We start from the raw sequence: 11,950 nt of genomic DNA, 5'->3' as shown, positions 1-11,950 counted from the left end.
GTGCCCCCGATGGACTTCTCTTTGAAGGCGAATACGCGCACGCCGGCGTCTTCCAGAAGCACCGCGCCCTTGTTGTTGCCCCAACGGCGCTGTTGCCACAGTTGGACGCTGTAGGTTCCGGTCTGCGGGTCGCGGATACCTTTGCGGTAATGCATCCACGTGCCGGATTCGCCCGTTTGTGCACGGTACGCCGGGCCGATCTCGAGCGGGCTGAGCAGGCTGAGTTCCAGGCCAAGTCCGTATTCCTGGGCGAACTTGCTGACGGCGGCGATGCGGCTGATGTACTCGTCGGTGTCGGGGGTCAGACGGCGTGGCTTGTCGCCTTGCCCGGGACGATACTGCTGGAAGAAATGGTCGAACGCGATGGTCAAGGTACGGTGTCCGGCGGCCTTCGCGCGTTCGCAGACGGCGCGCAGCGAATCCATGCGCGGTTCAAGGCCAAGGCTCATATTGAACTGCTTGTCGGGGTCCGACAGAAACTCCAGTTCCTCATCGCTCACGAGGATGATGTGCGATTTGCCGAGCTGGAAACTCCACGGTCCCGGAAATGCGACCAGCTCGCCCTTGTAGACGTCCTCGGGCACCGGGTTTACCGTGTCCTGCGCATAGGCCACCAAGGCCAAACCCATTGCCATCAACCACATTGCAGACCGCATGCAAATACCCCCTTCCAAAGTCGAAAACACGTCTCACGAGTAGACCACGTTTTCAGGGGGAATGTAAACGCCGGAACTTCAGAAAGAGGGGGGTGTCCCCTTGGTCCATTTTGACGGTTCAAGGGGGTGTCCCGAAAAGCGATTTTCGCGCAGAGCCGCCGAGGCGCAGAGAACGCGCAGCCAGCGGGGAGGTCACGTGCGATTTGACGGTTCAAGGGTACCGCGTGTGGCTCGCCATGCAGGGTGCGCGGGCGCGCGCACTTGGGAAAGTACGGCGCGAGTTCGAGTGTACATGGCTGTGCCCTCGTTTGTTGGCATTTGTATATATGGGTGAGTTCGTTGCACTTCGGGAGCGAAATCTCTCCCTGCTGTGGCGTGGTCTCCTGACCGCGCCACTCTTACGACCGCAGGTCTCCCACGTCCGTGATCGCCAGGTCTACTCTTCACCACTCGCTGTGGCGTGGTCTCCCGACCGCGCCACTCTTACGACCGCAGGTCTCCCACGTCCGCGGCCGCAGGTCTCCTCTTCACCACGAGATTTGAGTTATCTCGACATCATCGCAAGTGCTTTCGCCTGTCGCGTAGCTGCGCGCAGATGAGTAGCGCCAGTCCTCGGGGTAGCGCACGAGGCCTTTTCGGACAGGATTTCCGTGAATGTAGTCAAGCTTCTGCCTCCAGAACCGCTCCGTGCGGACCGCGACGGGATGGCGCGTGGGTTGCCAGAAACGCCGGTGTCTGTCAGGGCGAGCGGTTTGCCTGTACACATCGGAGAACACGCGGGGCTGGTTCCTGATGGCATCGTCGGCCAAGGCTCTACCCGTGTATCGGCGGAATTCGTCGAGAGTCTGCCGAAGACGGTCTGCGTCGTACTGGTGGTCGAAGACTATCGCGTGCATGTGAGTGGGCATCATGACATATGCATTGACGCGCAGACCTTTGTGGGCATGACAGAAAGCAAGGCTCTCCGCGAGAAGACCGCAGGTCCGTTCACTCACAAACACGGGGAGCCAGCCGACTACGCTATATGTGACGAAGTAGATGGACGCATCGTCGTAAATGCGGTATATCTCCATGGCGGTGCAGTGTAGTAGAAGGTTGAGTCGCGTGTACAGCCGAAAGAGAGGAGACCTGCGGTCGTAAGAGTGGCGCGGTCGGGAGACCGCGCCACAGCAAGGCGGTCGGGAGACCACGCCACAGCAAGGCGGTCGGGAGACCGCGCCACAGCAGGGCGGTCGGGTGACCACGCCACAGCAGGGCGGTCGGGAGACCGCGCCACAGCAAGGGGAGACCACGCCACAGCAAGGGAGCCACAGCAGTGGTGTCGTTTGTTTCCACTGCGTGTCCTTTCTAAGATTGTCATTCCTGAACCTGGTGTGAACGGATAGCGGAAGGGTTTCATGGCACAGCGCCTGGTAACAATGTCGAGACTAGTGCACTGCGCGATAGGCGCGCTTGCGGGGTGCTTCGTTGCGTGTGTCGCGCGCGCGGAAGACGCCATGCCGCACGGATCGGCGGCGGTGAGCGCCAGCACGTTGTTTCATGTGCTGTTGGCGATTGCCGTAATCATTGTGGTTACGCGGGCGGCGGGAATGCTCGTTGGGTTTCTGGGGCAGCCGTTGGTGATGGGTGAGGTGATCGGCGGCATCGTGTTGGGGCCGTCATTGCTGGGGCGGATTGCGCCGGAGACGATGGATTACGTATTGCCCGCGGGGGTCGCGCCGTTTCTCGGTGTGATTGCGCAGTTGGGCGTGATCCTCTACATGTTTCTTGTGGGGCTGGAGTTGGACCTGCACCTCGCAAGACGGGGTGTCAAGGCGACAGTATTCATATCGAACGCGAGCATTGCGGCACCGTTCATACTGGGGGCGGGACTGGCGTTTCCACTACACGAGCGTTTCGCGCCGGAAGGCGTGGGGCTGACCGTGTTTGTGTTGTTTCTGGGTGTGTCGATGTCGATTACGGCATTTCCCGTGTTGGCGCGCATACTCGCGGACCGGCGTGTGCAGAAGACGAGACTGGGCGTGATCGCGTTGACGTGCGCGGCCATCGGCGATGCCACGGCGTGGTGTCTGTTGGCATTTGTGGTGAGCTTCGCGCACGACCGCGCCGGCGATGCGCTGCAAACACTGTTGTTGACCATTGGCTTTGTCGCGCTGATTGTGGGCGTGGGGACGCCGCTGGCGCAGAGATGGGTCCCGCGCATGGAGCGGAGACCGCAGGGGGCGCTAACCGTCGTCTTTGTGGCAATGCTCTTGTCGGCAGTGGCGACCGAGTACATCGGCATTCATGCGATTTTCGGGGCCTTCTTGTTGGGGGCCATTATCCCGCATGACAGCCGGATTGCCTCCGATCTGACGCATCGTCTGGAGTCGTTCATCGGAGTCCTGTTCCTGCCGGTCTTCTTCGCATACACGGGGATGCGCACCCAGATTGGCCTGATCTCGGGGGTGGAGAATTGGCTGTTTTGCGGGGCGATCATCGCGGTGGCGTGCATGGGCAAGTTTGGGGGGACCTATGCGGCGGCGCGTTTAACGGGCATGCCCCGGCGCGAAGCGTCGGCTCTCGGGGTGCTCATGAACACGCGCGGGTTGGTGGAGTTGATTGTTCTTAATATCGGGCTGGATCTGGGCGTCATTTCGCCAACCCTGTTTGCCATGCTGGTTCTCATGGCGTTAGTGACGACATTCATGACTTCGCCGTTGCTCAATCTGGTCATGGGTAAACGGTCGTGGGGTCAGGAAGATGGCGGGTAAGGGGAACTGCGCCGCAGCAAGAGAGCGATATTGAGAGAATAAGACCGATCCGTCGGATCCGACGGATCGGTCCTATTCTCTTGGCAAGCCTAAGGCATATGTCTACACCACCGCCAGGGCGACCTCCCAGGGTTGCAGGGTGGGCAGGATAAACCTGCGGTAGGGGCCGTCAACGGAGGGGCTTTCGATATCGGTTTCGCCGCCGTACATGCGGTTGACGCGCATCGCGGCGCGGTCTGTGCGCACGAGCAGTTCAAGGTTCTCGGCGGGGTCCATGTAGCCGTTGATGAGCGCCATGACCGTGCGGCCAGGTTCGGGTTGGCGGACCCACAGGTTGACGCGGTGGAACGACGCAACGTACGCGGGCAGCGTGTCTTTGGAAAGCCAGCGCATGATGGATTTGAGTTGCGAGGCTTTGCTCAGGTTCTGCAATTGCTCGTAGGGGTAGTAGCCCGCGACGCAGATGCGTCCGCCTTCGACATTCTCGAACACGCCCATGCAGCAGGGAGCGGTTTCGTTGTACGTGTAGTCGACGCAGCGCGACACGGCCACGGCCCGGGCGTTGGTTGCTTTGAAGAAATGCGTCGGGCATTTCCAGAACGATTGGCGGCCGTTGCGGCGGCGTCCGGCGAAGGCGCCATTGAGCGGGTGATCGGTCAGCTCTTCAATACAGTCGTCGTGCCGGATCTCGGCGGTTTCGAAGCCGGTGAGCCGGCCATAGCCCATTTCGTTGAGCCGGCCAAGGGCCGCGCCGTCGAGGTAAAGCCCTTTGCGCAGTGCGGCCCGGATTTCGTGGTCCTTCAACGCCACCGTCTGGTCGCCGGACCACGCTTCCACGCTCGATTGCGAGGCGAGATAGGATGCGGGAAGTCCGGTAGACCAGAGTTCGTTGCATTGGCCGGGTGCGCCGGGTCCGCCAAACCAGGGTCCGCCGGGGTTCTGCGCGGCGTAGGTGTCTTTGCACCAGCCACTGTGGATGCCCACGGACGGCGCGCGGCCGAGTTCGCGCGCAAGAAGGTCTAGGAACGGACGAACCGACCGCAAGTGCGCGACGAGCGGATGAAATTCGTCGAGGGGTTCGTCGTATTGCGACATGACGTTGAAGGCCGTGCCGGTGCAACCGCCTGCGATATAGGCAGCGGCTTCCAACGCGGTGGAATGCGCGGCTTTCTTTAGACGCTGGTACGGGAAGCTCTCCAACTCGGATTCGATGCATTTCACGTGCGCGGGCAAAAGCGCCGTTTGGCGTCCGATGTCGTGGGCCTTGTCGGTGATGGAAGCCATGCGCTCATCGGTGTAGGTGCCGCCGCCGGGCCGCCAATAGACGGGTGCGTGTTTGGGACCCGCCAGGATGTCGGCCCACGTGTCGAAGTCGTAGCCTTCGAAGAAACGGTCGCCGGTCATGAATCCGAGGGGCATCTCCGGCGCTTTGGCGTGAACCGTCTCTTCGATGAGCTTGAACAAACGCCCGATGGTTTCGCGGTTGTGTTGCAGGTACGCACGGCGCAGGGCCATTTGCTCAGGCACCGGACCCGCGGACAACGCAGCCACCAGGGTCTCGCGGGTGAAGGGCTTGCCTTCGCGTTCGGAGAAAATCTTCACGCACGTATCGCAGAAGCAGCAGGGACCGACGGGCATGTGCCCGTAGAGACGGATGTCGTCGTCGAGCCAGATGTAATCGGGTTTGGCAGAGACCAGTCCCTGGTACACCTTGACGATGTGTCCGCGTAAGGCTTCGCCGTTGGGACAGAACGATCCCCGGCACACATTGCCGTTGGGATCGGTCATGGGCGTGTAGTCGCCGGAGAGGGAATTGGGAAGGTTCTCCTCGTGATGACCTAGCGTGGATAGGATGTTGATGCCGGAACGATAGCCGCGAGCGCGCGCCGCCTCCATGCGGGCTTTCATGATAGGCATTCGTTCGAGCAGGACATTCAGCGGCACCGGCGGGTGGGTCTCTTGGGTGAATAGAGTAACTTCATCGGTCACGCCGCGGTTGCGGTCGAAGAGATCGAGCAGTTCCGTGAAGCGCGCTTCGTTCATCCACGTCGGTGACCCGATGCGGAAGCATACGAAGGCCTTCGTGATACCGTCGGTTGACGCGAGGGCCGATGCGGACTCCGCTTGCGCCGATGCGCCTGCGAGCATATTGGATAGGACCGAGACCACGGGGCTGCTGGCCGCGCCCAGTTTCAAAAGACTTCTGCGTGACAGTTCCATGACTCCCCCTCTTGCGTCTTCTATTTCGCCGCTTCGATCGCGATGTGTGTGAGTTGGTCGCGTTTGATCCGCAACACGCCGCTTGCGCCGTTGTACTCGCCGAACTGCCAGTACGAGGCATCGAGAGGCTTGTCGCCGCCGGTGATTTTTACGGGCGTGAACGTGATGCGCAGGATTTCGTTCCCTGTGGGTTCGAAGGTCTCGTACTCGATGCGGCCAGGCGCATACGAGATGGACTTGACGGTTCCGGTCGATCCCAGCAAGTGATCGGCGTCGGCGGGCGCCAACTCCGGCATGGCCGACATGCCATCGATGATGTGTGCGAGAAAATCGAAGTAGGAATCCGAGAACCAGGGCCTTGGGTAGCCGAGTCCGACGTAGTTTATGGCTTGCCCGTCTTTGGAGGCATTATTGAACGTAGAGTAGGTCGCCAAGGCGAAGGCCGCGCGGGCTTCTTCGCGGTCGGCTGCGTCGCCGGTGACTCCAAACCACATCGCGGCGACGGACGCGTAGCGCGCCGTGTGACTGCTCATTTCCTCGAAGCAGACATCTTGTTCGCGAACACTGGTCGCGCCGTAGCGCTTCGTCGCCCCGAACCGTCCGCGCACCCACGTGAGCAACGCAGGGACCTGCGTCCTGTAATCGGGCGCGACTTCGGGATGGAGAAGCATGTAGCGCGCGGTCTCCATGGGGATCTGCTGGTTGTAGTTCTCGGGATGTTTGCCGACATCTTCGTAATAGCCGGACCAATGGTTGTTCTTCATTGGAAACTCGAGAATCCACTTCCACAGTGCATCGCGCGGGGCGGCGTATTCCGAGAGGCCGCTATCCACGAGGATGTCGAAGAAGAGCACAGGCGCGATCATGTTGGCCGTGTATTGCTCGACCACCTTGCCGGTCTTGAGGTCAACACGAAAAGGCAGCGGAGAGTTGTCCTCATCGCCGGGTTGGATGTGTGCGAAAAGGGCTTTCGCGATATCCACCGCCGCTTCCATGTACTTCTGCTCACCGGTGAGACGGAAGAATCGCACGTAGGCGTAACCGACCATCGCCATCTTGTCGGGTTCGGATTCCGGATCGTCGTATTCGCCGTCCGGACTATTGTCTTGCGTACGCGGGACGTTGGCCCAATTCCAATCCGGCGGCGTGTTGAATTTGAGGATGCGGTCAAGCAGCATCCGCGCACAATCCAGCGACGAGCGGTCGCCGGTATAGGCATAGTACTTGGCCACCGTTTCCACGGCCCAATAGGCGTTGCTGCCCTGATTGTTCTGATTGGGCCTGAAGGTCCCGTCTTCGTTCATGACAGACGAGATCAAGTACCAGGGATCGTCGCCGAGGTTGGTCGTCTTCGTGGGACAATGCTGAATGAAGGCCATGCTTCCTTTCAGGACATTGTCGTAGGTCGTCCACGGCTGAAGCTTTCCGTTGTCGTCCAGCACGGCCTCGTGGTCGCACAGCATTTCTGCATGCGCGAAGCACGCGACAAAGGCCGCAAGCCCAAACGCAATTCCAAAAAGACGAGTTATCGCTGTCATCATCCCCCCTAGTGCCCAATCGGAGGGCGGACTTTCCAGTCCGCCTCCTACACTTCGACCTCTCAAAACGGCGGACTAGAAAGTCCGCCCTCCGGATTACTTGATGGGTTTGTCGTGAAGGGCCTTCGACACCTTCTTCTCGATGGCTTGCGCCCACAGTTCGTACCCCTTCTCCGAGAGATGCACGAAGTCGGGCATGATGTCCTTGGAGAGGGTATTGTCGGGCTGCGTCAGAACCGAGTTGATGTTCAAGTATTCGACGCGCGGCAGCTCGGCGAGCCGTGCGATGCGCACGTTGATTTGTGCCACTTGATCACGGAGGTACCCAGGCGTTTCGCCGCGCGGAAACACGCCGAGCACGAGGATCTTCGTCTTCGGCAGCTTTGCGCGCAGCAGGTCGACGATTTCCGTGATACCCTGGACAATCTCCACGGGTTTGTTGCGCGACACGTTGTTGGTGCCGATCATCAGGACGGCGAGCTTTGGCGAGATGCCGTCAATGTTGCCGTTTTCGAGACGCCACAGAACGTGCTGGGTGCGGTCGCCGCCAATGCCGAGGTTCACGGCGTTGCGCTTTCCGTAGTACTTGTCCCAAGTGGCTTTGCCTTTGCCTTCCCAACCCTGCGTGATGCTGTCGCCAATGAAGATCAGATCGACGTTACCCTGTTTCACGCGTTCGTTGAAGGAGTTGTGCCGCTTCATCCAACCCTCTTCGCGCGGCACGGGCACGCAGGTATCGGGCTTCTCGGCGGTCTTGGGCGGCGCGGCAGGTTTTAGCGTGGCGCACGCGCCAGCCAAAAACACAAGTGCGACGATGCTGACATTGCGAAGATAGTGCATGGTGGTTCCCCTAAGTATGGATCTTGACGGTCCATTCTCCTTGGCGGTTTGAAAACGTGATGTCCGTACCGTTTCGTGCTACGTATCATCTTCTTGCGACTACACAAGGTCAAGCAGATTGGCCGGTCCACTGAAGAGGGCTATTCGTTGATAGTATTGGGGGCAATCTGGGGGAGGGGAAGCGCTTCGATTCTCGTCTCCAGCGGGTAGCGGTGGTTACCCGGATAGACTACGAAGAGCTTGTCGAGCTTGAGGTCTTCGAGTGCTGTGTGCATCGACTTGGTTGCTCGTGGCGCGTCCTGCCATTTGCACTCGAAGCCAAGTCGCTTGCCTTCACGCAGTAGAAATAAATCCACTTCCGTACCCCCATGCGCCTTGTAGAAGAACGCATCGCGGTCGGCGTTTAGACGTCTGATGACTTCTTCGAGGGCAAATCCTTCCCACGAAAATCCGAGACGAGGATTCGCCATGGCTTGTTCTGCATTGCGTAGCCCGAGCAATGCGTGCAAAAGCCCGGTGTCTCGTAGGTAAATCTTTGGGGCCTTCACGAGTCGCTTCCCAACATTTTCGTACCAGGGCTGCAGTTGGCGAATCATGAATGCCCCCGTGAGCGTATCGAGATAGCGGCGTACCATCAGGTGAGTGACGTCCATCGAGCGGGCAAGTTCAGAGACATTTAATGTCTGACCATGAAGGTGGGCCAGCATAATCCAGAAGCGGCGCAAGGTCGCGGCAGGGGCGCGAATGTCCAGTTGCGGCATGTCGCGCTCCAGAAACGATTGAATGAAGTTCTGTCTCCATTCAAAGCTCTGGTCATCGTCTCGCGCCAGGAATGAGTCCGGAAAGGCTCCCCGGTTCCAGAGCGTGCGCCATTGGGCTGCACCCGCTTCCTGAAGGTCGAAACCACCCATGGGAACATAGGCCACTCGTCCCGCGAGAGTCTCGGAGGCCCCCTTCACGAGGTCAGGAGAAACGCTTCCGAGAATCAGAAATCGAGCGGGCAGGGGCCGGCGGTCGGCAAGAACCCGAAGCAGCTCGAACAAACGGGGCATACGCTGGAATTCGTCTATTACCACGAGGCCGGTAGAATCTCGAAGCATAAGGCTCGCGGACTCTTGCTGAAGAGGGCATTGTGGATCTTCAAGGTCAAAGTACGTCGCGTTCTGTAGTTGCGCAATCTCGCGGGCAAGCGTGGTCTTGCCACACTGGCGTGGCCCAAGCAGAAGGACGACAGGAAACTGGTCCAGAAAGCGCAGGATGCGTTCCCTCAGTCCATGGCGATCAACAAGTACCATGCTTGAAATTTATCATGTAACATTATAAATTTCAAGCTATATTGACCTGCCCTGCTGGGTTACTTCGCTCCATGGCTTTCACGAAAAGTAACTTATGCGTGTGGAGGTCCATCTCCGAGATATGCATAAGTCTTTTATTATTATGTAGATGCGAGGAGGGACGTTGCCATGGCACTTCATTTCGAGCTTTTTGCCGACGCGGGGGCATTTCTGGAGGCGGTTGGGCCGACCCTCTATGCGTTTGAGCCGCACAACAATCTGGCGTTGGGCCTTGCCGAGAGCATGGTCAAGAACGGTACGCCGGATGACGCCTTGCTGATAGCGGGTACGGAGCAGGGGGAGGTGCGCGTCGCAGCGGTACGGTCGCGTCCGCTTAATCATATCAATCTGATCATTGGACGCACGGGCCGTATGACCGAGGATGACGTGGTCGCTTTGGCGCGCTGGGTGCGTCGTGAAGCGCCGGGACTGGCGGGCGTGATGGGAGAGCCGGGGGCCGCGGCGACTTTCGCGCGCGAGTGGACCGGCAGTTTGGAGCTTGGCGCGGATCGTCAGGTCCGGATTCTGGCATTGGACCGGGTGGAATACGACGGGCACGACAAAGGCACTGTACGGACTGCGACGGAGTCCGAGGCGGAGTCTGTTTTCGATTGGCTCCGTGGGTTTCGCGCAGACATCGGAATGCCCGTCACGGATGAGACAGAGTTGCGCGAGTCGTACGGTCCGCGCATCGCCGCAGGCGAAGTGTATTTCCTCGAGTTGGACGAGCCCGTGTGTATGGCGGCGCGCGTACGCTCTACGAAGAACTGCGACATCATCGGCGGCGTATATACGCCCGCTGCGTTCCGATGTCAGGGACACGCTACAGCGCTGGTGGCGCGGATGAGCCGGTTGTTTTTGGGCCGGGGCAAGACGCGGTGCGCGTTGTTTACGGACAAGCACAATCCTACGTCGAATGCTATCTACGAGCGCATTGGTTACCGGGAAGTCATGCAGGCGGTGGAGTACACGCTGCCTGTCGAATAGACGACAGTCCGCGGTTTTATCAAGCGTGCTTTGCCGTTGTTGCAACGGGCGGCGTACAGGGGGATACTTCTCGTTGAGTCATCAGCCAATGGGAGGTCCTATCCATGTCGACCATGAATCGCCGGAGTTTTATGTCGCGTACGGCCGTTGCGGGAGCGGCTGCGCTGGGAGCCGTGCGCACGGCGCGTGCGCAGGCGGCAAACGAGAAATTGAATATTGCCGTGGTCGGTGTCGGCGGCATGGGCGGCTCGAATTTGCGCAATGTTGCCGGCGAAAACATCGCGGCGTTGTGCGACGTGGACGAAGTCTACGCGGCGAAGGCATTCGCGGCGTTCCCGGATGCGAAGCAATACAAGGACTATCGCGAGATGCTCGCGAAGGAAAGCGATCTCGATGCGGTGGTCATCGCGACGCCGGATCACACGCATGCAATCATCGCGGCGGCATGCATGCGCGCCAAGAAGCACGTCTATTGCCAGAAACCGCTGACGCACAATGTGTACGAAGCGCGGCGGTTGGCGGAAATTGCCAAAGAGACGGGCGTCGTCACGCAAATGGGCATCCAAGGGCATTCGGGCGAGGGCATTCGGCTGGTGCGCGAATGGATTCAGGCGGGCGTCATCGGCGAAGTGCGCGAAGTGCATGCGTGGTGCAGCCTGACGTATTACCCCTGGGGACATGCGGGGTGGAGTTCTCCGCTCGGCGCGCGGCCCACGGACACGCCGCCGGTGCCCGAAACGCTGGATTGGAATCTGTGGCTCGGCCCAGCGCCGGAGCGGCCGTATCATCCCTGTTATCACCCCGCCACGTGGCGGAGCTGGATCGATTTTGGCAGCGGCATGATGGGCGATCGCGGCGCGCACACGTTCGACCCGATCTTTTGGGCGCTGGATTTGGGCCAGCCCACGACGGTGGAAGGAAACGCGACCGACCTTAATCCAGAGACGCACGCAATCGCGTGCCTCGTGCGGTACGAGTTCCCCGCGCGCGGTTCGATGCCGCCGGTAACATTGACGTGGTACGACGGGCTGCGGCCTCCGCGCCCGCGCGAGTTGGCCCAGGAAGACGTGATGGGCAACACCGAAGGCGGGTCGTTGTTCGTCGGGTCCGAGGGGATGCTGACGTGCGGCGTGTATGGCGAAGAGCCTCGCCTGTTGCCGAATTCACGCATGAAAGATTTCAAAGCGCCCGCGCCGAGCATTCCGCGTGTGAAGGGATCTCATGAGGATGACTGGATTCAGGCCATCAAGAGCGGCGGGAAGGCCGGAGCCGATTTTGCGTATTCAGGCCCACTCACCGAGGTGTGCCAGCTCGGCAACGTCGCGAAAACCATGAACGCCAAGCTCGTGTGGGACGCGGAAAAGATGGAGTTCCCGAACATGCCCGAAGCGAACCAGTACGTGAAGAGGACCTACCGGGACGGGTGGGAGCTGTAGAGGGATAGGCGTCTCGAGGTTATTTGCCGTTGGATTCGGCGGATGGTTCACGTGTGATGCCCCTTCAGGGCGCATCTCTTTCTGGGTAACGGTTACCTAGGGCGGCGTTTGAAATTGTTCGTTGCTCGCCCGCAACGAACAATCCCAAACTCTGCCCTAGGCTAGCATGTCCAGCGCCTCCGGCGC

Annotated in this window: 9 protein-coding genes; 4 read left to right on the top strand and 5 right to left on the bottom strand. The window is 60.0% G+C overall.

Features of this window, described 5'->3' with window-relative positions:
• Positions 1-656: hypothetical protein (locus K1Y02_21160; GenBank protein MBX7258886.1), on the bottom strand; the 656-nt coding region annotated here is incomplete at its 3' end.
• Positions 657-1,306: 650 nt separating this feature from the next.
• Here K1Y02_21160 and K1Y02_21155 point away from each other — a divergent pair.
• Both K1Y02_21155 and K1Y02_21150 read left to right on the top strand, forming a co-directional pair.
• Entirely contained in the window at positions 1,307-1,744 is a 438-nt protein-coding gene (locus K1Y02_21155; protein ID MBX7258885.1) for a hypothetical protein, read from the top strand.
• A 309-nt stretch (positions 1,745-2,053) separates the two neighbouring features.
• Positions 2,054-3,409: a cation:proton antiporter gene (locus K1Y02_21150; GenBank protein MBX7258884.1), complete on the top strand. Its 1,356-nt coding sequence runs from the start codon at positions 2,054-2,056 to the stop codon at positions 3,407-3,409.
• Between the two features lie 102 nt (positions 3,410-3,511).
• On the opposite strand, the gene K1Y02_21145 is transcribed toward K1Y02_21150, so the two are convergent.
• From K1Y02_21145 to K1Y02_21130, 4 genes are all read right to left on the bottom strand, one after another.
• On the bottom strand, positions 3,512-5,629 hold the full coding sequence (locus K1Y02_21145; GenBank protein MBX7258883.1) for a hypothetical protein: 2,118 nt from the start codon (positions 5,627-5,629) through the stop codon (positions 3,512-3,514).
• Between the two features lie 20 nt (positions 5,630-5,649).
• Positions 5,650-7,167, bottom strand: coding sequence for a hypothetical protein (locus tag K1Y02_21140; GenBank protein MBX7258882.1), 1,518 nt, complete (start codon positions 7,165-7,167; stop codon positions 5,650-5,652).
• A gap of 96 nt (positions 7,168-7,263) precedes the next feature.
• Complete coding sequence (locus K1Y02_21135) at positions 7,264-8,007, bottom strand: GDSL family lipase (GenBank protein ID MBX7258881.1); 744 nt, start codon at positions 8,005-8,007, stop codon at positions 7,264-7,266.
• Between the two features lie 140 nt (positions 8,008-8,147).
• Positions 8,148-9,302: an ATP-binding protein gene (locus K1Y02_21130; GenBank protein ID MBX7258880.1), complete on the bottom strand. Its 1,155-nt coding sequence runs from the start codon at positions 9,300-9,302 to the stop codon at positions 8,148-8,150.
• 168 nt (positions 9,303-9,470) lie between these two features.
• On the opposite strand from K1Y02_21130, the gene K1Y02_21125 reads away from it, so the two are divergent.
• Positions 9,471-10,328: a GNAT family N-acetyltransferase gene (locus K1Y02_21125; GenBank protein ID MBX7258879.1), complete on the top strand. Its 858-nt coding sequence runs from the start codon at positions 9,471-9,473 to the stop codon at positions 10,326-10,328.
• 104 nt (positions 10,329-10,432) lie between these two features.
• Entirely contained in the window at positions 10,433-11,764 is a 1,332-nt protein-coding gene (locus K1Y02_21120; protein ID MBX7258878.1) for a Gfo/Idh/MocA family oxidoreductase, read from the top strand.
• The last annotated feature ends 186 nt before the right edge of the window (positions 11,765-11,950 follow it).

The organism is Candidatus Hydrogenedentota bacterium (assembly GCA_019695095.1).
Classification (GTDB): domain Bacteria; phylum Hydrogenedentota; class Hydrogenedentia; order Hydrogenedentales; family SLHB01; genus JAIBAQ01.
This window is presented reverse-complemented; position numbering and strand designations above follow the sequence as displayed.

Excerpts from the sequence above, each read along its gene's own strand:
- K1Y02_21150 (MBX7258884.1), top strand. The coding sequence starts at position 2,054 with ATGGCACAGCGCCTGGTAACAATGTCGAGACTAGTGCACTGCGCGATA.
- K1Y02_21140 (MBX7258882.1), bottom strand. The coding sequence starts at position 7,167 with ATGACAGCGATAACTCGTCTTTTTGGAATTGCGTTTGGGCTTGCGGCC.
- K1Y02_21130 (MBX7258880.1), bottom strand. The coding sequence starts at position 9,302 with ATGGTACTTGTTGATCGCCATGGACTGAGGGAACGCATCCTGCGCTTT.
- K1Y02_21120 (MBX7258878.1), top strand. The coding sequence starts at position 10,433 with ATGTCGACCATGAATCGCCGGAGTTTTATGTCGCGTACGGCCGTTGCG.
- K1Y02_21145 (MBX7258883.1), bottom strand. The coding sequence starts at position 5,629 with ATGGAACTGTCACGCAGAAGTCTTTTGAAACTGGGCGCGGCCAGCAGC.
- K1Y02_21125 (MBX7258879.1), top strand. The coding sequence starts at position 9,471 with ATGGCACTTCATTTCGAGCTTTTTGCCGACGCGGGGGCATTTCTGGAG.
- K1Y02_21135 (MBX7258881.1), bottom strand. The coding sequence starts at position 8,007 with ATGCACTATCTTCGCAATGTCAGCATCGTCGCACTTGTGTTTTTGGCT.